Origin of the sequence: Cedecea neteri (assembly GCF_000758305.1) — a bacterium.
GTDB lineage: Bacteria > Pseudomonadota > Gammaproteobacteria > Enterobacterales > Enterobacteriaceae > Cedecea > Cedecea neteri_C.
Genome location: NZ_CP009458.1, coordinates 4222943 through 4245203, shown reverse-complemented (window position 1 = coordinate 4245203; position 22261 = coordinate 4222943). Strand labels below are relative to the sequence as shown.

The 22261-nt window shown below is 52.9% G+C and carries 13 protein-coding genes, 1 tRNA gene and 4 pseudogenes; all 18 read left to right on the top strand.

Translation table 11 applies throughout. From position 1 onward, the window contains the following. Nucleotides 1-60: 60 nt before the first annotated feature. Nucleotides 61-150: transfer RNA gene (locus LH23_RS19735), tRNA-Ser, on the top strand. Between the two features lie 845 nt (nt 151-995). Then, nucleotides 996-2699, top strand: a complete 1704-nt coding sequence (locus tag LH23_RS19730; protein ID WP_039297010.1) for a ShlB/FhaC/HecB family hemolysin secretion/activation protein — start codon at nt 996-998, stop codon at nt 2697-2699. A 44-nt stretch (nt 2700-2743) separates the two neighbouring features. After that, entirely contained in the window at nt 2744-12397 is a 9654-nt protein-coding gene (locus LH23_RS19725) for a hemagglutinin repeat-containing protein (protein ID WP_052050375.1), read from the top strand. Continuing rightward, nucleotides 12394-12624: a hypothetical protein gene (locus LH23_RS19720; RefSeq protein WP_039294893.1), complete on the top strand. Its 231-nt coding sequence runs from the start codon at nt 12394-12396 to the stop codon at nt 12622-12624. The genes LH23_RS19725 and LH23_RS19720 overlap by 4 nt, the downstream gene beginning before the upstream one ends. A 38-nt stretch (nt 12625-12662) precedes the next feature. Next, a pseudogene (locus LH23_RS24475) lies at nt 12663-13091 on the top strand (VENN motif pre-toxin domain-containing protein); the annotation flags it as partial. Between the two features lie 609 nt (nt 13092-13700). Further along, complete coding sequence (locus LH23_RS19710) at nt 13701-14039, top strand: hypothetical protein (protein WP_039294890.1); 339 nt, start codon at nt 13701-13703, stop codon at nt 14037-14039. Continuing rightward, nucleotides 14039-14527: a hypothetical protein gene (locus LH23_RS19705; RefSeq protein ID WP_039294888.1), complete on the top strand. Its 489-nt coding sequence runs from the start codon at nt 14039-14041 to the stop codon at nt 14525-14527. The genes LH23_RS19710 and LH23_RS19705 overlap by 1 nt, the downstream gene beginning before the upstream one ends. An 18-nt stretch (nt 14528-14545) precedes the next feature. Next, a pseudogene (locus LH23_RS24470) lies at nt 14546-14779 on the top strand (VENN motif pre-toxin domain-containing protein); the annotation flags it as partial. Further along, nucleotides 14768-15241 (top strand): DUF6862 domain-containing protein, encoded by a 474-nt coding sequence (locus LH23_RS19700; protein WP_419672752.1) that lies wholly within the window; start codon nt 14768-14770, stop codon nt 15239-15241. The pseudogene LH23_RS24470 and the gene LH23_RS19700, both read left to right, overlap by 12 nt. A gap of 72 nt (nt 15242-15313) precedes the next feature. Beyond that, nucleotides 15314-15580: a hypothetical protein gene (locus LH23_RS24110; RefSeq protein ID WP_156108067.1), complete on the top strand. Its 267-nt coding sequence runs from the start codon at nt 15314-15316 to the stop codon at nt 15578-15580. Beyond that, the gene (locus LH23_RS23680) at nt 15577-16038 is read left to right on the top strand and encodes a DUF4279 domain-containing protein (protein ID WP_231560152.1); all 462 of its coding nucleotides are present in this window, start codon (nt 15577-15579) and stop codon (nt 16036-16038) included. Before LH23_RS24110 ends, LH23_RS23680 begins: the two co-directional genes overlap by 4 nt. Nucleotides 16039-16171: 133 nt before the next feature. Beyond that, nucleotides 16172-16354: a deaminase domain-containing protein gene (locus LH23_RS24465; RefSeq protein WP_156108066.1), complete on the top strand. Its 183-nt coding sequence runs from the start codon at nt 16172-16174 to the stop codon at nt 16352-16354. Beyond that, nucleotides 16351-16719 (top strand): hypothetical protein, encoded by a 369-nt coding sequence (locus LH23_RS19695; protein ID WP_039294883.1) that lies wholly within the window; start codon nt 16351-16353, stop codon nt 16717-16719. Before LH23_RS24465 ends, LH23_RS19695 begins: the two co-directional genes overlap by 4 nt. Before the next feature lie 315 nt (nt 16720-17034). Next, nucleotides 17035-17286 carry a hypothetical protein gene (locus LH23_RS23675; protein ID WP_071842755.1) on the top strand — a complete coding sequence of 84 codons (252 nt, stop codon included), beginning with the start codon at nt 17035-17037 and terminating at the stop codon, nt 17284-17286. 140 nt (nt 17287-17426) lie between these two features. Next, nucleotides 17427-19643: pseudogene (locus LH23_RS23140) on the top strand (VENN motif pre-toxin domain-containing protein); the annotation flags it as partial. Nucleotides 19644-19647: 4 nt separating this feature from the next. After that, the gene (gene cdiI / locus LH23_RS23670) at nt 19648-20010 is read left to right on the top strand and encodes a ribonuclease toxin immunity protein CdiI (protein WP_071842754.1); all 363 of its coding nucleotides are present in this window, start codon (nt 19648-19650) and stop codon (nt 20008-20010) included. 123 nt (nt 20011-20133) lie between these two features. After that, a pseudogene (locus tag LH23_RS19685) lies at nt 20134-21906 on the top strand (VENN motif pre-toxin domain-containing protein); the annotation flags it as partial. After that, nucleotides 21903-22148 carry a hypothetical protein gene (locus tag LH23_RS19680; protein WP_039294879.1) on the top strand — a complete coding sequence of 82 codons (246 nt, stop codon included), beginning with the start codon at nt 21903-21905 and terminating at the stop codon, nt 22146-22148. The pseudogene LH23_RS19685 and the gene LH23_RS19680, both read left to right, overlap by 4 nt. Nucleotides 22149-22261: the final 113 nt, after the last annotated feature.

Genomic DNA, 22261 nt, shown 5'->3' with positions numbered 1-22261 from the left:
ACGAAAGAACCCAGACTGTTAAAATGCCGCATAACCTGGCATGATGGCAACCACCAGAACGGAGAGATGCCGGAGCGGCTGAACGGACCGGTCTCGAAAACCGGAGTAGGGGCAACTCTACCGGGGGTTCAAATCCCCCTCTCTCCGCCACTTATTCTGCCAGATTTCACTCTTTCCCCTTCTTCTCTGAAGCGTTGCTCATCGCTGATGCTAACGCCTGCCCAGAGACGACCGACACGTTATCACCTGGCTTGCCTCATTGGGTAGCGCTTTACAACTATGTCATTAATTTTGTGAGCTAAGTCGTAGCGTTTACCACGGCAATATCACGCCCATGAACGAGGGCTTCTGAGAAGCGAAGCTAATTACGCGTGTCCGGTTTGGGCTGATTTCAGATAAAGAATATTTCAGGCGGGAGTCGACTTTCTTACCCTGTATTAAATTCATGCGGGAGTGCCCCGGAAATATCTCATCCCTAAAAGAGCGTCAGGGGAATGATTATTACTGTCGAGTTTGTGTGAAAATTTCATCGAATCAAAATATGAATAATATTTTCAACCTACTAATATTGGTGGGGTGTCAGGCGGGGTGTGCCATCGGGGATGATATTCCTGAACTGCGAATAATCCAGAGTTTGGTCGGCTGAAGATAACGTACGATTCTGAATTAAGTTAAGTGAAATCAATGTTTTATTGTTTGTTGTTCGGCGTTTTACTCTGAGGTGTTTCTGTTGTTCATATATTAAATTCACAACACAGAAAGCGCCATATTGTCTTTTTTGTATTGTGGATATTTCGTTTAAATATCTTAAATGTGCTTAGGAATACGCCGGCGTGGTCGGTAAATTTTTAGGAAAAATCAATGCATGCATTTAAACGTGAAGGATATATCGTCGGTCAAATTAAGCGTAATTATTGCCATTGAACGCGTTTTAACGATAATAGGCGAAATCTTAGAATATTTCATATTTCATCAGGGAAGGTGATATGCCGTCTGTGCATTCATTCCTTTTTAATTCGTTAGCCGTTTTCTGTGCAGGCAGTGTATTCCAGGCTCTGGCCGCCCCCGACAGTTCCCGACTTTTCGATCATCAACAGCAGCACCAGCAGGCCCAACAGGACGCTCGTGAGGCGCAATTAGCCCCCCAGGCTCCGGGCGTACGTCTGGAGGCTGACACCACGCCAGATGTGAATGGCCCATTCCCGGCTGAAACCCCGTGCTTCCCGATTCATACCGTTGAATTGAGCGGCAGGCAGGCGTTTCCCCATTGGGTGCCACTGCCGCGCATCGCCAACGCTGGGGTCGGGCACTGCCTCGGCATAAAAGGCATCAACCAGCTTATCAGCCGCATACAAAACAACCTGATTGAGCACGGCTGGGTCACCAGCCGGGTGCTGGCCCCTGAACAGGATCTACGCTCCGGCACATTGCAGTTAACGCTCTTCCCGGGGAAAGTGCGGGCGGTTCGCTATAAAGACGATGCCGACAGCCGGGCGATTATCACAACGGCCATGCCGGTGAAAGCAGGGGATCTGCTGGATCTGCGCGACATTGAGCAAGGGCTGGAGAACCTGCAGCGTTTACCCACCGTCGAAGCCAGTATGGAACTGGTGCCGGGTGAGCAGCCAGGGGAGAGTGACATCGTCATAGCCCGGAAACAATCCCGCCTCTGGCATACCAGCGTCTGGGTAGACGACTCCGGCACCAAAAGTACCGGGCGTACCCAGGGCGGCGTGATGCTGGCGCTGGACAACCCACTGGCGCTGAGTGACCTGTTTTATGTTTCAGCGGGGCACGATCTCGGTTTCCAGGGAAAAAAACAGAGCACCAGCCTGAATGCGCACTATTCGCTGCCGTGGGGCTACTGGCTGTTCGATATGACCGGTGGGCGCTCCAACTATGTTCAGTCCATTGCTGGCCTCAACGGCGATATCCGCTATTCCGGGCTGAGCAAAAATCTGAATACCGGCCTTAGCCGGGTGATTCAGCGCGGCAGCAACAGCAAAACCACGCTGCGCTACGGCGTGCTGTACCGCGAAACGCGTAACTACATTAACGATACCGAACTGGATATACAGCGTCGGCGGACCAGTGCCTGGCAACTGGGGTTGAGTCATCGTCACTATCTGGGGGCGGCGACGCTGGACGCTGGCGTGAGCTATCAGCGCGGTACGCGCTGGTTTGGCGCAATGCCTGCCTGGGAAGAGCAAAACCCTGAAGGCGACTACGCGACAGCGCTGAGCAAAATCCTCACCTGGAACGCTTCGTTAAACCTGCCGTTTGCCCTGGCGAATCAGCAATTCCGCTACCAGGTTAGCTGGCTGCGCCAGACCAGCTCGACACCTCTGACGCCTCAGGACCAATTTTCTATCGGTAACCGCTGGACGGTTCGCGGCTTTGACGGGGAGCGTTCTCTCAGCGCCAACCACGGCTGGTATGTGCAGAACACCCTGGCGTGGCAAACGCCGCTGCCTCAGCAGGAACTCTACCTCGGGGCAGATTATGGCGAAGTAGGCGGCCGCGCGGACGGGTTTGCGCTACTGGGGCGTCATCTGGCCGGGGCGGTAAGCGGGGTTCGCGGCAATATCAGCCGCACGGGAATTGGCTACGACCTGTTTGCCGGCATACCGCTCTCTAAGCCTTCCGGCTTTCGCACCGATCCGGTGACCTTAGGCTTTAGCGTTAACTGGCAATATTAATTCAACATGGACTGCCTGAGGCAGAATGACGGGAAGTTATTGTTATGAACAAGCTGTGCTACCGCATCGTTTTTAATCGTGCCCGCCAGATGCTGGTAGTGGTGTCAGAATTAGCTCGTGCACACGGCGGAGAGTCAACGCGGGGTCCCGGGGCTGTACCTGGCGCCTGTCTCCGTCTCTCAGCGCTAACCTTCTCGTTATGGCTTGCCGGTGGCATCGTTGCACCTCTGGCCTGGGCCGACGGCATTGTGGCGGACGGCTCCGCTGCCGGTCACCAGCAGCCGACGGTGGTCAACACGTCCAACGGTCTGCCTCAGGTCAATATCCAGGCCCCAAATGAAAACGGCCTGTCACACAACCGCTACAGCCAGTTTGATGTTGGCGAACGCGGCGCCGTGCTTAACAACAGCCGGGTTAACAGCCAGACGCAACTGGCCGGGACGGTGGCTGGCAACCCGTGGCTTGCCAAAGGCGAAGCCAAAGTCATTCTCAACGAAGTGAACAGCCGCAACCCCAGCCAGCTCAACGGCTTTATTGAAGTGGCCGGGAAGCGCGCGGATGTGATTATCGCCAACCCGGCGGGCATTACCTGTAGCGGCTGCGGTTTTATCAACGCCAATACCTCCACGCTGGCGGCGGGTAAAGCGCGCATTGAAAATGGCCGTCTGCAGGGGTTTGACGTGGATAACGGCCGGATCCGCATCGAAGGTAAGGGGCTGAACGATGGGCAGAGTGATTACACCCGGCTGATTGCCCGCTCGGTTGACGTCAACGCCCAGCTACAGGCAAAAAATTTGCAGCTCACAACCGGGCGTAACCAGACCGACGCCCAAGGCAATGTGTTGTCCAGCCAGCCGGAAAGCGCGGGAGACAAGCCCGAATTTGCGCTGGATGTGGCGGCGCTGGGCGGCATGTATGCCAATAAAATTAAGCTGGTGGGCACCGAGCGTGGCGTTGGGGTGCGTAACGCCGGGGAGATTGGCGCGTCAGCGGGGGAGCTGTCGCTCAGTGCCGACGGCAAGCTCACGAATAACGGGCTAATGACCTCGACGCAGGCGATACACGTCGCCGCCGGTGATATCGATAACAGCGGCAAGATCCGCTCCGACGGGCAGATCCAGCTTGATGCCCGCAATCAGGCCACTCAGCGAGGCACGGTGCTGGCGGCAGGCAATGTGCAGGTGACGGCAGCGACCATCGACGCGCAGCAGAACAGCGTCACCGCCGCGGGTGTGGATGAGAAAGGCAACCTGACGAAACCCGGCGCGATGACGCTAACGGCGAGTGGCCAGCTTCAGGCTCAGGGGCAACTCCTGGCCGGCGAGCGCCTCTCCGCCAGCGGGCAGACGCTGGATTTACAGGGTGCAAAGCTGAAGGCGAAAGACATGTCTCTCACCGCCACTCAGGGGGACATTGACACCCGTAGCGCCACGCTGGCGGCGGATCGTAGCCTGAGAGCCAGCACCCAGGGCCAGCTTCGCAATGATAAAGGCCACCTCAGCGCGGAAACTCTGCAGCTTCAGGCAGGGGCAATCAGCAACCGCGAGGGGCAACTGGTGCAGACCGGGGCGCAGGCTTTAACTCTCAAAACCGGCGTCGTCGATAACACCCAGGGATCGATCACCGCGGCGCATGGTCTGGCGGTTGAGGCTGAAACGCTGAACAACAGCCAGGGGCAGGTGGGCAGTTTTGATGGCGGCGTCACCCTCAAGGCCGCGCGCATCGACAACCAGCAAGGGCGCTTGATAGCGCAGAAAAACGGCGGGCTGGCCGTCACCAGCCAGGATTTTGTCGGCGACAAGGGCGACATACTCAGTGAGGATTTCCTGAGCCTGAACAGCGCTCGCCTGTCCCTGAACGGGGCCAGGACTGAAGGCCAGCAGCTGCAGCTCGAGGGGAACAGCCTGTCCCACCGGGGCGGCACGCTGCTGCAGCGGGGGCCGGGGGAAGCCACATTCACATTCAGCGGTGAGATCGATAATAGCGGCGGGCAAATTGCCAGCCTGAGCGGAGTGCGCATCAATGCTGGCTCGCTCAATAACCAGCAGGGCACGCTGAGCGGCGACGGTGATTTTACCCTTAGCTACGGTGCCGGGCTGAATAACCAGCAGGGCAGCATCAGTGCGTCAGCCGTGACCCTTGCCGGGCGCGGACTGGACAACACGGCGGGCCTGATCCAGGCCAGAGGCGATTTATCACTTAATACCCAGGGCCAGCAGCTGAATAACTCGCAGACCCTGGGCGATAAAACCGGTATTCGCGCGGGTGGAACTGCGACGCTGCAAGTCGGGGAGGTGAATAACCAGTCCGGGCTGATCGCGGCAGACAAGGTCAACGCCGTGGGGAAATCCTGGGATAACAGCCGCGGTGAAACCAGCGGGGCGAGCGAACTGACGCTGAGTACGGAAGGGCTGGATAACAGTCATGGCCTGCTCAGCAGCCGTGACGGGCAGCTAAAACTGAACGCCAGCGACGCGGTAAACAACCAAAGCGGCACTATTCAAAGCGGCAGCGGCGTCACCCTGGCAGGGGCGGCCCTGGATAACCGGACAGGTACGCTAATGGCGGCCAACGGTGGCGTTAATATCTCGCTGGCGCGTGGCATGGATAACCGTAACGGGCGGGTGGTCGGGCAGCAGGGAATCACCCTCAATGCTTCAGATCTGAACAACCAGGCGGGGCGAATCAGCACGCCTCAGGGGGCGGTGAATCTGCTGATCTCAGGGGCGCTTGATAACAGCCAGGGCACCCTTGAAAGCCTGCGAGGGCTGGGGCTTCGGGCCGGTAGTTTGAACAACGCCGGCGGACTGGTTCAGTCGGCGGATGACGATGCCAGCCTGACGCTGGACGGCGCCTTGCTCAACGGTGACGGGCGCATTGCCGCCCGGCAGGCGCTGACGATTCAGGGCGACCAGGTGAACAACCAGCGCGGCAGGCTGACCGGCAGCCAACTGACGCTGACCGGCGGAGCACTGGATAACACGGGCGGCCTGATCCAGGCGACCGGCGATCTTACCCTTGATACTCAGGGGGCAAAGCTTACCAACGTAGGTACCAGCGGCGATGTCACCGGCATTCGTTCCGGTGGCAAGCTGACTTTGCGCAGCGGGGATCTCGACAACCAGACTGGCCTACTGGCGGCGGGACAACTGGAGGGCACTGGCGGGCAGTGGGATAACCGGGGCGGGCAGATTAGCACGGTGGGGGAGGCATCACTTACCGGCACGGCGTTTAACAACCAGGGTGGCCAGATACAGGCAGGCGGCGCAATGTACCTGGACGCGCAACAGGGCGTGTTCAACAACCTGCAGGGCCAGATCCTGGCTAACCAGACGCTCACCTTGCTGAGCGGGTTGCTGACTAATCAGGGCGGGACGCTGCAGGGTAACACCATGCTCTCGCTGTTCAGCGGGCACATCGATAACCAGAGCGGCAAACTGCTGTCGGGCGGAGGCCTGGCGCTCAGCGCCAACACGCTGAATAACCAGCAGGGCAAAGTTTTTGCCTGGAAAGACGGCGAGCTGAAGGTTAATCAGGATCTCAACAACAGCCAGGGCTTTATTAAAGCCAATGAAACGCTCACGCTCGCGGCGGACAGCGTGGATAACCACAACACGCGCACCAGCGGGCAGGGCATTGAAGCGGGTAACCTGCAGCTGGCGGCGCGCACGGTTAACAACCAGCAGGGAGCATTGCGGGCGGCGAATCAGCTTGCCGCCGATATTCAGGCGGCGCTGGACAACCGGGGCGGCCTGCTCTCTTCCCAGCAGCAGCTGGACATTGTGCCGATGAACGCCAGCGCGCTGGTGATGAGTAACCAGGGCGGGGAACTGGTTTCGCAGGGCAACATGAATGTGCAGCTTCGCCAACTGAATGGCGTGGGGCGCATTACGGCCGAACAGGCGCTGAATCTGACAACGCTGGTGCACTTGTTACAGGACGGCACCCTCGCCAGCAACGGCGACCTGATCCTTGACGCTCGCGGGGGGCTGACCAACTCGGGCTTACTGACGGCGCTCAGAACGCTGGGCATTACCACGCCTGCGCTGAACAACAGCGGCAGCGGCGAAATTAAAGGCAGTACGGTCGCGATCCGCGCCGGGCAAATGACCAACACGGGGCTGGTGGACGGCACTAATAGCCATCTCATCGCCGACACGCTGCACAACAGCGGCACCGGGCGGATCTACGGCGATAACCTGCTGATTGACGCCCGCAGGCTGATCAACGACAAAGATGCGTCGCAGAATAAAGCCGCGACGATTGCCGCTCGACAGCGGCTGATTGTCGCGACCGACAACCTGACTAACAGCGACCATGCCCTGATTTACAGCGACGGCGATATGGCGATTGGCGGGCAGATGAGCCAGGACGGCACGCTTTCCGGCCTGGCGCAAAAAGTGGAAAACTTTAGCGCCGATATTGAAGCCATGGGGGCCATGCACCTGGCGGCACAGCAAATCGACAACCGGGATATTCATCTGTTACTGAGTGATGCGCCTGTGCTGGTGTCGTCTTCCGGTGAAGTGAGTGAGTTCCAGTTCTGCAACGGCGATGGCGATGGCGCCTGTTTTGGCGGCGACGGAAAACGCTATCGCCTCGGGCCGTGGGAAGGTCGCTTCCGTTACGCCATTGATGAGAACGGCAACCGCATTCCGGGCGTCAGCCTGCAAAAAGAGCCGGGGAGCAATAACCGACTGCGCTTCTTTATTCCCGGCGGCGTGACGAAGCACTTCTATGAATATCGCTACACCCGACAGGTCTGGCAAACGCAGGTGGTGCAGAAAGATCCGTCGACAATTCGCAGCGGCAGGGATCTGACGGTTGAAGGTGGCACCCTCACCAACCAGGACAGCCGCATCATCGCCGGGGGCGATCTGGTCACCCGCACGGCGCAGGTCTTCAACAATGAAAGCCAGGGGATTCAGCGGATTGTTGAGCAGGGCCAGACCATCTCTAACTATAAAGGCGGCGGCAACTGGAAAACCCGGCAGTCCGTCTATGCCTATGCGGGTAATAACAGCGAAACACCGCTGGCGATGGGGCTGATGCAGGTGGCCACGCGCGCCGGGCAAGGGGCGGGGCAGCTCATTGGGCCGCAAAATAATTCAGGGACAAAAATTGTTGCCGACGGCGTGACGCAGGAGGCAGCGGCAGGTGGCCGTGCCAGCGGCAGTGGGACGGTAGACGTGACGTTCAATAACCCGGCGGACCTGGACGCGCTGGCGGCGTCGCAACCGGGGGGGATCCTCGACCTGCCGTTGAAACAAAACGGCCAGGCGAGCGAGCTGGTGGTGCGTGTCGTACCGCTGGTGTTGCGCCTCCCGGAAAGCAGCCTGTTTGTGCTGCATCCTGGGAACAGCAACCATTATCTGATTGAAACCGACAGCCGCTTTACCAGCGGTAAGGCATTGTTCAGCAGCGAAGATGTCTGGGGCGACCGCCTGCAGAAACGGCTGGGCGACGGTTTTTACGAGCAAAAACTGGTGCGCGACCAGGTTGCTCAGGCGACCGGGCAGCGCTTCCTGACGGGAATGAGCGACGACAATGAGCAGTACAAATGGCTGCTGAACAACGGTAAAACCTTTGCGGATCAATATCAGCTTAAGCCTGGCGTGGCGCTGAGCGCTGAGCAGGCGGCGTTGCTCACCAGCGACATGGTGTGGATGGTGAATAAAACCGTCACTCTGCCGGACGGAAGCACCGAAGTCGTCAGCGTGCCGCAGCTTTATGTCCGGGTGAAACCGGACGATGTGACCGGCAACGGCGCGCTGCTGGCAGGCAACCGCGTGCTGATGAATACCCAGGGCGATGTCACCAACAGCGGCACGGTAAAAGGCCGCGAGCTGACGCAAATCAGCGCGGAAAACCTGAGCAACGAAGGCTTTATTCAGGGTGATAAACTTACGGTACTGGCGAAAAACGATATCACCAACACCGGCGGCAAACTGATGGCGGGCGACAGCCTGACGCTGGCGGCCGGGCATGACATCGTCAGCCAGACCCAGGGCGGCCGCCAGGGCACTGAAGCATGGCTGGAGCGCACGGCCGGGATCTACGTTGAAAACGACCAGGGGAAACTGATTCTTCAGGCCGGCAACGATATTCGCCTGACCGCCAGCGAGCTGGTCAACCGGGGCAAAGAGAGCGACACGCAGCTGACGGCGGGGCGGGATCTGACCCTGGATACGCGACAGCTCAGCCACGGCACCGACTACACGCGGGATGCCAAACACTTTGATCGCACGCTGCAAACCAGCGAGGCGGGCAGCCGCATCGACGCCGGAGGCAACCTCCAGCTTTCCGCCGGGCGGGACATTAACGCCCGGGCAGCAGATCTCACCGCGCAGGACGGTTTGATCGCCCAGGCGGGGCATGACATCAACCTGACCAGCGGCGAATCTACCTTCGACCATGAAGGCCGTAGCCAGTGGACGAAAAAAGGCTTCCTGTCGAAAACGACCTATGATTTTTACGGCAACACCAGCGAGCGCGACGCGCAGAGCACCACGCTCAGCGGCAACAGCGTGCAGATGCGCGCGGGGAACGACCTCACGGTGCAGGGCAGTAATGTGGTTGGCACGCAGGATGTGGCGCTTGCGGCAGGCAATAACCTGACGTTAACCACTGCCGATGAATCAATGCACGACACGCAGGTCACGCAGAAGAAAAAATCTGGCCTGATGGGCACCGGCGGTATTGGCTTTACGGTGGGCTCGGCCAGCCAAAAGGTGACCACCGAGAGCGACAGCAACGTCAAAAAAGGCAGTACCGTGGGCAGCAGCGCCGGGAACGTCAGCCTGACGGCGGGCAACACGGCGACAGTGCACGGCAGCGACGTGGTGGCCGGGCAGGATCTCAGCATTATCGGGCGTGAGGTTGCCATTACGGCGGCGCAGAACAGCCATACCGAACTGACCAAAACCGAAGAGAAATCCAGCGGCTTCACGCTGGCGCTTTCAGGTACGGCGGGCAGTGCGGTGAACACTTCGGTACAGCAGGCGAAGTCGGCCCGCAACGAAAGCGACGGGCGACTGGCGGCGCTGAAGGGCACCCAGGCGGCACTGACCGGGGTCAGCGCCGCGCAGGCGGTGGCGAAAGATGATGCCACGGGCGACGTGAAGGGGAACGACAACACCGTTGGCATTAGCCTCAGCTACGGCAGCCAGTCGTCAACCTCCGAGCGTAAGCTGGATCAGCAGACGGCTTCGGGCAGCAAGCTGAATGCCGGGCGCGATATCCATATTCAGGCCACCGGCGGGGATATTGCGGTGGTGGGCAGCCAGCTCCAGGCCGGACGCGATACGACGCTGAATGCCTCACGTGATATTCTGCTGTCTTCGGCGTCGAACACCGAAACGGTCAGTGGCAGCAACAGCAGCCACGGCGGTAGCGTGGGCGTTGGAATAGGTTATGGCTCTGGCGGCGCGGGGATCAACGTGTCGGCCAGCGTGAACGCCGGGAAAGGCAAAGAGAACGGCAGCACGGTCACGCGCAGTGAAACCACGGTGGAAAGCGGGAACCGCGTGACGCTGACCAGTGGGCGGGACACCACGCTGCAGGGCGCGCAGGTCAGCGGCAACAGCATTGTGGCTGATGTGGGGCGCAACCTGACGCTGACCTCAGAGCAGGACAGCGACCGCTACGACAGCAAACAGCAGAACGTCAGCGCGGGCGCGAGCTTTAGCTTTGGCTCGATGTCGGGCTCGGCAAGCGTGAACGTCAGCCGGGACAAAATGCACAGCAACTACGACTCGGTGAAAGAGCAAACCGGGCTGTTTGCGGGCAAGGGCGGGTTTGACGTGACGGTGGGTGAGCACACCCAGCTTAACGGGGCGGTGATTGGCTCCACAGCGTCAGCGGACAAAAACCGCCTGGATACCGGCACGCTGGGCTGGGGGGAAATCCACAACCAGGCCGATTACAAGGTGGAGCACCAGAGCGCAGGGTTCAGTACCGGCGGTAATATTGGTGGCCAGTTCGCGGGGAACCTGGCGAACACGCTGCTGACCGGAGTCAACAACGAAGGGCACGACAGCTCAACGACCAGGTCGGCGGTGTCGGCGGGCACCATCACTGTACGTGATAAAGACAAACAGCAGCAGGATGTGGCCGACCTGAGCCGCGATGCAGAGCATGCGAACCAGACGCTGAGTCCTATCTTCGACAAAGAGAAAGAGCAGAAGCGGCTGCAGGAAGCGCAGCTTATCTCGGAAATCGGGAACCAGGCGGCGGATATCGCGCGGACGCAGGGTGATATCGCGGGCCTGAAGGCGAAAAAAGACCCGGCGGCTCTGGAGGCGGCGAGAGCGGAACTGATTGCCAAAGGGAATAAAGAGCCAACAGCCAAACAGATAGCCGATAAAGCCTACAACACGGCCATGGCACCTTACGGCACCGGGAGCGCCATTCAGCAGGGCATCCAGGCAGCGACGGCGGCGGTGCAGGGGCTGGCGGGTGGAAATATCGCGCAGGCCATCAGCGGGGCAGCCAATCCGTATATTGCAGAGCAGATCCATAAGCTGACGGCGGGCAATCCGGCAGCTCAGGCTATGGCGCATGCGGTGGTGGGTGCAGTCGTATCATATGCCGCGGGCAACAGCGCAGCGGCGGGTGCGGCAGGTGCGGTCAGTGGAGAGCTGATGGCAAAAGTCGTGATGGGGGCGCTGTATCCGGGCAAGGAAGTCAGCGATCTGAGCGAAGAGCAGAAGCAGACTATCAGCGCACTGGGTACCCTGGCGGCGGGGCTGGCAGGTGGCCTGGCAGGTAACAGCACGGCGGATGTGGTGGCGGGTGCGCAGACAGGGAAGAATGCGGTTGAGAATAACTACCTCAATGAGAAAGAAGCCCGTCAGCTTGATAAAGAAATGCTGGATTGCAAAAAATCGGGTGGCGACTGTAAAAAAGTGGTCGAGAAATACATCGACATTAGTAATAAAAACAGTAAAGAGCTGGTTGAAGCCTGTACCGGTGGCGGTGTTGCCTGTGTGAGCTGGCAGGAACTAATACAGGGGTACACTAATGTGGCAAATGATGCTAACCCGCATCAAATCAGACTGGATGAAAAGCTCAAAGATCCAAGTGCAGCAGCACTGGTGAATTATCTTAACGGAACCGATCTTAAATTCCTCCAGGATAATATCACGGCAGGTGATCGGGTTATGGATGTGATAATGACTCCAACCTCCTGGCCGGTAGCGATAATGGGCGGAAAAGCAATTATTACTAATGCTGTGAATAACACTAAAGAACAGCTCATTGCTGTAGGAATTACAGGTACAGCAAGTGCAGGCATTCAATATGGCACAACAGGTGAAATAAAATTGTCTGATGTAATTGGTTCAATAATCGTTGGTGGGATTACAGTCGGTAAAGGATATAATCCAACGGTGGCATGGAATGCAGTAGGCGGTTATTACCAGGCTGAAATTAGTGGTGATGATCCGTTTGTAGCGGCATTAACGAGTAAAGCAGGTGCAGGTACTGGGTATGCGGTAGGTAATATGATCAAGATACCAATGGATAAAGTCCTTAATCCAATATCAAAGCAATATGAATGGGTTCCAACAGGGGTCTGGACAATAACAAAACCAGCACCACAGAATCCGTTACCGTCGATTGTTGGAAATATGGGGGATTCAACAGCATCGGGGTTAGTACCAAAATATTTAGAGAAAAAAACAGAGGTGAAGAAATGATAAAGAGCCTCATGGTATTAGCTAAGGTTTTCCTACTAATAGAGCTTGCTATAAGTTCTGTTGTTATAGTCTTTTTCTTTTTTTTTGAAGGGCTTTCTTATTTGTCTGAAGGTGTTTTTTACTTTGATAATTTATGGTTAGGCTTGAGAGGAGCTGTTTTTGGGGCTATCCCTACAAGTCTAATTTTATGGTTCTTTTACTATGTAATGCCTGCGTTAAAAAAGTAACATAAAGCCCTGACGGGAAAACCTCCGGCTACAAAACGGCACAGCAGCAGTGGGGAACCGGGAGCGCCATTCAGCAGGGCATCCAGGCGGCAACGGCGGCGGTGCAGGGGCTGGCGGGTGGAAATATCGCGCAGGCCATCAGCGGGGCAGCCAATCCGTATATTGCAGAGCAGATCCATAAGCTGACGGCGGGCAATCCGGCAGCTCAGGCTATGGCGCATGCGGTGGTGGGTGCAGTCGTATCATATGCCGCGGGCAACAGCGCAGCGGCGGGTGCGGCAGGTGCGGTCAGTGGAGAGCTGATGGCAAAAGTCGTGATGGGGGCGCTGTATCCGGGCAAGGAAGTCAGCGACCTGAGCGAAGAGCAGAAGCAGACCATCAGCACCCTGGCGGGTGGTCTGGCAGGTAACAGCACGGCGGACGTGGTGGCGGGTGCGCAGGCCGGGAAGAATGCGGTTGAGAATAATGCCTTTAACTTAGCAGGAAGAACGCATAAAGAAATTGAATCCAGTATTCAAAAACAGGCTGAAGGTGTCGACCTTGATGATATTTATGGAAATGACCAAAGTAAAAAAGATGCTTTTAAAAAAGGTCGAGAACAAGGCGTTAAGGATGGTTTAAAAGACGGAGTATCAGAAAGTTTAGAAGGAGCCGTCAACACTATTCTACATCCTATGGATACCATTGCTGACCTCGCAAGTGCCATCTGGAACTATGATAAAACCTACGATGCAATTAAAATCTCTGTTGCTGAGTGGAATCAGCTATATGACTATGCGTTAGTGAATAACCCAGAACTTGCAGGACAAATGGTTGGATCTTTGCAAGAGAAAGTGTTGGGGGATATCGGCGGCAATACTATTGTATCTGGAGCGACGGTAAAAATAATTAAAAAAGTTGCTCGGATGGAAAGCGGTATTAAGATGTTACCTGATGCAAATGGTAAACTACATGCAACTATGGTGAGCAGTGATGCACATATCCCAGTTGATAAGATTGAGGTGTAGCTCAGAGGTGGAGCTTCTGGCGACTTAAATGCATCGAAAGCACGTTTGGAAGTTTTAAGAAAAGAACAAATGGCAGATCAACGTGCTTTTGAAAAATCAGGCAAAAAGGCGGAAGTGGACGCGTTAAAGAATGATATCAGAAGAATCGAAAAGTCTCGTACAATGGGGGAGAACTTATTAAGGGCTGGTATCGATAATGAATCTAATCTAAATAATAGTATTATTATTGAAAAGCTATTCGACTCGGCTAAAGAATTGACATTGGAAAACAGAATGAGTTCTGTTGTTTTAAAAGGACCCACTGGATCTGTTCGGCTCAATGCAGTATGGACGATACAGCCTGATGGAACAAAAAGATTATCCACGGTAACTAGTCAACTCTTTGATGTGAAAGGGAGTGGTAAATAATGAAAAAATCAAAAGAGCAAATTATTTTAGAACTAAATAATTATTTGCAATTTGGTTATACTAATGCTGATTCGTATGATGATCCTCGAGATGAAGTTGCCATCTTGCTTACAAGCTTGCATTTTATCGACCCAAGGGAGTGTGAGATTTTTTGCAAGAAAATAATAGGTTCAAAAGAAAATAGTGATAATTATTTAGACAGCTCTTGCCTTTCTCATTTTTTTGATCTTAATAAAGAGTATGCTTTGCATTATGTTGAGCAGCATATAACAAATATGTCGACACCTATTTTAGATGAAACGATGGACGGGTTTGTTAAATACAGCAGGACATCCTTTAGAATAAAATTTTCAGATGATTTAATCTCAAAAATTTATACTAGATATAAAGAAATTTCTGCTGATCCATTTTATGCGGAAATGCTGGCAGCAACATACAAATTTTTTAGTGAAGCGTATCCAGAAAATAATGCTAACTCACAGCGATAACTACTAATAACAACACAAGGCAATAATGCGCTCTCAGGTGCGGCGGGTGCGACCACTGCGGAATTCCTCGCGCAGCAGATGTACCCGGGGATAAAGCGGGAAGACCTGAGCGAAGAGCAGAAGCAGACCATCAGTGCGCTGAGCACCCTCGCAGCAGGGCTGGCGGGTGGCCTGGCGGGTAACAGCACGGCAGACGTGGTGGCGGGTGCGCAGGCCGGGAAGAATGCGGTTGAGAATAATGTGCTGAACTCTCATGATGAGAAGCATCGACAGGATGCGAAGTGGTCACTGCCATACATTAAGGATGAAAACCAGAAACAGCAGGCCGAAAAACTCATCAGCGACCTGAACTCGAAGAGTAAGGGGTTTGATGTGGCGCTGGACTTAGCCTGTAAGAATCTCTCTTCGGCTGCCTGTCAGGGAATGAGACAGGAACTGGTGGCGATGGCAAAAAGCTACGATGAGCAGATGGACGGTCAGTATATTGGTACGATGGGCAATGTTTACAAGGAAGGTAAAGGCCAGGTTGATACCCTCATATGGCGGTATGCCACGGCGGATGCGAAAGCTGAGCGTGATGCTAACGTAAGTCGGCTGGTTGAAAACTGGGGAGTTAGCAAGGAAACGGCCAGCAAGCTATATAATGGGATGGCAATTTTCCATACCACAATGGCAGTTGGTGGCGCGGCCTATGGGATTAAGGGGATAAAATAGCCGTCTATCCCTTCATATCAAGGATCAAATCAGCTTATAAATGGTAAATGGTTTGATGCTGAAGGACTACCGTTGCCAGTTCCTCCTAGTGTTGGAGCTGCTGGTAGAGTTCCCAATGTTCTTCAATCCGGTGGAAATACACTAAACAAGAGTACAGCTAACGCCTTAAATGAAAGTCTTGGTGAGAGTATGACAAGCAGAGAATGGGGAAGAGCATTGGAAGCGTTGAAAAAAGATAATGGATTAAGAAACGATTTTTATGGGCGTATTCTTGACAATGGTAATTATGTTGATAAGTCTGGCAACATTATTGGAAATATAGGAGATTATGTTCCGTGAATATTACTGACTCAATGATAACGCAGGTTGCAAAAGATTATGCAACCTGTTCAGAGTGTTACGCTGAACTTCTTATTTATCCAGGGCTAATCCATCCTGATGAGATAACACGGTTATTAGGTATCAGTGCAACTCAAATAAATATAGCTGGCACTTCCGTTATTAATAGCAGAGGAAAAGCCAGAGAAATAAAAATATCAGGCTGGTTCCTTTCGTCAAAAGATAACATTGACTCGAAAGATCTAAGGGACCATATAGACTGGATTATGATGCAACTATCTGAATCCAAAGATGCTTTGCATGAGATCCAAAATACAAGAAATGTGAAAATGACGCTTAAATGCACATGGCGTTCAAAAGATGGCCATAGTGGCCCAGTGTTATGGCCCCAGCAGATGATAGCAATATCTGCATTTGGATTAGAATGCTCTTTCGATATCTATTTTGACGACCAGTAGTCCAAATAATCCCAACCCTTCGCGGTTGGGATTTTACTTTATAATCGGCCAGTTACCTTCACATCTTTGCGGTTTACAGATTCTCCTATCCAGCAATAGTGGACACTGGGATAAGTGAGTAAACTCTGAACCAGTGGTGGCTTATGACAAAATCAGTATCAACCAGCAAAAAAGTCCCGTAACCAACTTCACTGAACGTCCCGCCTATGGTAGTTGTTTGGGTGTAGTTGATCAATTCCAGAAAAGATATCCTGGCATCCAAGTTAACGTCTTGGATAACAATGGTGTGCTATTAACGCCGAGGAAGAAATCATGAACAGTGAACGTACTGATTATTATGAGATTAAAAGGGATTTCTTAGAGTGCTGTTATGATGGTTGTCGTGTGAAATTGGATGACATTGCCAGGGGAAACTCGCAATGGCCAGAGGATGCAGATGGAAGAGGGTATGCTTCCTATCAATATGAGGGAGTCTACCAGCTCCCTGTTGAGCAATTAATGTTGGCAGTTATTAATTTAATATTAATGGCTGCACGTGGCCCTGAGCATGTTGAAATGTTCCACCGAAAAGAAATTAAACAGATTTTATCAACCTATCCTCTTGATGAGTTATTAAAAGAGTTAGAGGGAGAAGAACGGGAAGATCTACTGTGTGACATGCAAGCGTTGCAATTAATATAGTCAAACATCCCGGTCAATTGGCCGGGATCTTTGCTTCTCAGCCCCAAAACCTCATGCGATAAACTCGTTAATGAGAAATTTACAGTAAGCTATGTTGACCCGAACACCGGAGCAACAATTACCTATTCATGGGCAAAGAAAAAACACGGAATGATTAATAATGGGTGTAAATAGTCACATAATATATAGTTATGTCGACCCTCAGATCATTTGATGGGTGTCAAATGACCTGTGTGACTATTCATCCAAGTTGACATCTTTCAGTGAAAAAATGAAATCATGTAAAAGATACTCTTGATAAAAAGGATGATGCCAATGCTAAAAAATAGCTTTATCAGAATATCTAAGTTGATATTAGGTTGCTTAGTTTTATTCTTAATTGCTGATGCTGTGTCAGTACTGCTTGCATCATTAATTGTTTATGCCAAAAAGGATTATTTTTTATTCAATTGGAGAGATGTTTTTTCATCATTTTTTGAATCTGGATATATTGGTGGTCTTATTTTGGGTGTTGGGCTTTGGATTAGGTCTTATTTACAAGAACGAAAAGATAAAAGGTTTAATTGAGTAAACCAGAAATCCCTGTTCCTTATTCTGCTGTTTTTGACGTCGAACACCGAAACGGTCAGTGGCAGCAACAGCAGCCACTGCTGTAGCGTGGGCGTTGGTATAGATTATAGCTCTGGTGGCGCGGGAGCAATATGCCGGCAAGCGTGAACGTCAGCCGGGACAAAATGCACAGCAACTACGACTCGGTGAAAGAGCAGACCGGGCTGTTTGCGGGCAAGGGCGGGTTTGACGTGACGGTGGGTGAGCACACCCAGCTTAACGGGGCGGTGATTGGCTCCACAGCGTCAGCGGACAAAAACCGCCTGGATACCGGCACGCTGGGCTGGGGGGACATCCACAACCAGGCCGATTACAAGGTGGAGCACCAGAGCGCAGGGTTCAGTACCGGCGGTAATATTGGTGGCCAGTTCGCGGGGAACCTGTCGAACACGCTGCTGACCGGGGTGAATAAAGAGGGGCACGACAGCTCAACGACCCGGTCGGCGGTGTCGGCGGGCACCATCACGGTACGTGATAAAGACAAACAGCAGCAGGATGTGGCTAACCTCAGCCGCGACGCAGAGCATGCGAACCAGACGCTGAGCCCAATCTTCGACAAAGAGAAAGAGCAGAAGCGACTGCAGGCAGCGCAGCTTATCTCGGAAATCGGGAACCAGGCGGCGGATATCGCGCGGACGCAGGGTGATATCGCGGGCCTGAAGGCGAAAAAAGACCCGGCGGCGCTGGAAGCGGCGAGAGCGGAATTGATAGCCAAAGGGAATAAAGAGCCGACGGCCGAACAGATAGCGGATAAGGCCTACAACACGGCAATGGCCCCTTACGGCACCGGGAGCGCCATACAGCAGGGCATCCAGGCGGCGACGGCAGCGGTGCAGGGGCTGGCGGGTGGAGACCTGTCGAAGGCGCTTGCCGGCGGCGCGGCGCCGTATCTGGCAGAAATTATCCACAAAAAGACCACTGACCCGATAACGGGCGAAGTAAGCACAGAAGCGAACCTGATGGCACATGCGGTGCTGGGCGCAGTGGTGGCGAAGATACAGGGCAATAATGCGCTCTCAGGTGCGGCGGGGGCGACCACTGCGGAATTCATCGCGCAGTTGATGTACCCGGGGATAAAGCGGGAAGACCTGAGCGAAGAGCAGAAGCAGACCATCAGCGCGCTGGGCACCCTGGCGGCAGGGCTGGTCGGAGGCCTGACAGGTAACAGCGCGGCGGATGTGGTGGCGGGTGCGCAGACAGGGAAAAATGCGGTTGAGAATAACTATCTGAGCAATAAACAACGTTCAGAGCGTGATAAAGAATTTGATGCCTGCAAAGGCAATCTGTCATGCCAGTTGGCAGTAGGTACCAAATGGCATGGTATTAGTGTCGGGCAGGATGTTGCCTATGGTACCGGTATGCTGGCTGGTGTACCTCTGGGGCTTTATGAATCGGTAGATAGCTTATCTAAAGCCATCACAAATCCCGTAGATACCTTAGGCGCTATTAAGCAATTGTTAACGAGTGACGACATGTTTAGCACCGTGTCAGATACCGTGAAACAAAGCTACATTGATAGAATCAATCTGATGGAGTCGGAATACCAGCGGGCAGGAGCAGGTGGTGCATACAATGCCGGGGTTGAAGCCGGTAAACTTATGTCAGATCTGTTGGCGACTGTTACAGGTGGAGTTGGTGTTACAAAAGCAGGCGTGGCACTGACGGAAAGGGTAATCGCTAAAATAGCATTCAGAGCTGAAAAGACGATGCCTGATATTCCGCCACCAGCCTGGAAGGCCGGTGAGGGTGAATTTAGCCCAAAACCGGATAAAACGGTGACGAATGTTGAATATCCTGCTGGTAAATATGACGGGAATTCATTGCCTTACAAGACTAATATTGACAAAGGTATCACCACGATTATTTACCCTGATGGGATGAGTTTCAGAATTGATCAACCGAAACACCTTGCAACTGTTGATGGGTTTACTCAAAAGAGTGGGATCTCAGGTGGGCATAATGCTGATGCGTTTTATGGTGCCGTTAAACAATATGGCGTAAAAATCGTAAGTGAGAAACCTACGAATATTAAAGGTATTTCTGAAGTTGAATACTTAGTTCCTACCAAAGATCGCTCGGGGAATTTAACTGGGGAATATAAACCAAATCCAGAAAAGAAAATTATCTATGATCCGAAAATATACACTGACAAGATAATGTTAGATCTAGGGCAAGAGGCCGCTACGAAAGGGTATAGAGATGCAATACACAATGGTCAGTCAGCATATGATGCTACAGCTGGTGGAGTGAACTTTAGAATTTATCTCGATAAAAACACAGGTCGAGTAACAAACTTCCATCCCAAACAGGATTAAATAAATGAAATTTTTGTTTGGTTTGCCTTATATAAAATCAGACCCTTACGTGGTTGTAAAAAATTATTTTGACCTCATGTATAACGATGGTGATTTCTTGATGTCTATTGAAAGTATTATTAAAAAGCATTCATTTATGAGAGATGGAGTTTATTGCTTCTTTCCTGATATGGAAAGTTATGACGAAAGTGAACATTTTGAAGGTGTTGAATTTGCTGTTGGTTATCCTCCCTCTGAAGCAGATACTACTATCGTTAGTGAAGAAACCTGTTATCACTACGTACGACTTGCAAGTGAGAAGTATTTACGATTTCACCCGGAAGATACGGAAAAAGTAACTAGCTTACTTGCCCGGCTACCTGCGTAAGTACAAATTCCAGCCCTTGGCTGGAGGGCTTTTTTTGCCCTGTATTTTTCACTTTCAGGCAAGATGCGCTTTGGGAGGGTAATACCCCCGGAAAACCAGTGCACGCATAAGTAGAATTTTCACCTAACCGGTGCGGTGATTGGTTCTAGGGCGTCGGCAGACAAAAACCGCCTGGATACCGGCACGCTGGGCTGCGGGGATATCCACAACCAGGCCGATTACAAGGTGGAACACCAGAGCGCAGGGTTCACCCCCGGCGGTGGGATGAGCGAGATGGGCAAGCAGTTCGCGGGGAACCTGGCGAACACGCTGCTGACTGGAGTCAACAAAGAGGGGCACGACAGCTCAACGACCCGGTCGGCGGGCACCATCACGGTACGTGATAAAGACAAACAGCAGCAGGATGTGGCCGACCTGAGCCGCGACGCGGAGCATGCGAACCAGACGCTGAGTCCTATCTTCGACAAAGAGAAAGAGCAGAAGCGGCTGCAGGCAGCGCAGCTTATCTCGGAGATTGGGAACCAGGCGGCGGATATTGCGCGGACGCAGGGTGAGATATCGGGCCTGAAGGCGAAAAAAGACCCGGAGGCTCTGGAGGCGGCGAGAGCGGAACTGATTGCCAAAGGGAATAAAGAGCCGACGGCCGAACAGATAGCGGATAAAGCCTACAACACGGAAATGGCCCCTTACGGCACCGGGAGCGCCATTCAGCAGGGCATCCAGGCGGCAACGGCGGCGGTGCAGGCTATGGCGCATGCGGTGGTGGGGGCAGTCGTATCTTATGCCGCGGGCAACAGCGCTGCGGCGGGCGCGGCAGGTGCGGTCAGCGGAGAGCTGATGGCAAAAGTCGTGATGGGAGCGCTGTATCCGGGCAAGAAAGTCAGCGACCTGAGCGAAGAGCAGAAGCAGACTATCAGCGCACTGGGCACCCTGGCGGCGGGGCTGGCGGGTGGCCTGGCAGGTAACAGCACGGCGGATGTGGTGGCGGGTGCGCAGACAGGGAAGAATGCGGTTGAGAATAACTACCTCAATGAGAAAGAAGCCCGTCAGCTTGATAAAGAAATGCTGGATTGCAAAAAATCGGGTGGCGACTGTAAAAAAGTGGTCGAGAAATACATCGACATTAGCAATAAAAACAGTAAAGAACTGATTGATGCCTGTACCGGTGGAGGTGTGACTTGTGTGAGTTGGCAGGAGCTAATCCAAGGGTACACTAACGTGGCAAATGATGCTAATCCGCATCAAATCAGGCTGGATGAAAAGCTGAAAGATCCAAGCGCTGCAGCCTTGGTTAATTACCTTAACGGAACCGATCTTAAATTCCTCCAGGATAATATCACGACTGGTGATCGGGTTATGGATGTGATAATGACCCCAACCTCCTGGCCTGTAGCGATTATGGGCGGAAAAGCCATTATTACTAATGCCGTGAATAATACTAAAGAACAGCTCATTGCGGTGGAAATTACAGGCACAGCAAGTGCAGGTATTCAATATGGCACGACCGGCAAAGTGAAACTTTCAGATGTTATTGGTTCGGTAATTATTGGTGGGGTTACAGTCGGTAAGGGGTATAATCCAACGGTGTCATGGAATGCAGCAGGTGGCTATTACCAGGCTCTAATCAGTGGTGATGATCCATTTATTTCGGCATTAACGAGTAAAGCAAGTGCAGGTACTGGGTATGCAGTAGGTAATATGATCAAAATACCGTTCGACAATGTGTTTAATCCAGTGTCAAAAAAATATGATTGGATTCAAACAGGGGGGTGGACAATATCTAAGCCAGTTCCTCAAAGTACTGTGCCATCAGTGGCAGCTAATGTTGCCGACTCTGTGCTGTCGGGATTTGTCAATCAATCTGCAAATAAAATTGTAGAGGAAAAAAATAAATGATGAAAATACCAACTTGGAAGATAGCTATGTTGCTAGTCTATTCTTGCACTGTCGCTTCTGTTTTTATGTTTTTTATTAGTCTTGTTTTTCAATGGCTACCGGGAAGTGGAGTGTATAATGATTTTTTCGGTAATCATCAATTGTATATTGCTTTTAAAATGGCAGTAATTGGTTTTATTTTAGGGGCATTAATATGGTTGTCTTATTATATTCCATATAGAAAAAGATTGCTTAACAGATGAGCTATCTTTATCGATGGCTATTAACCAGAAGTAAAAGGCCCATCTCGTACAGCGGGACAGGCTTTTGAATGGGATGTTCAGTTATCACCCAAAGGTAAAGCCCAATAGAGTTG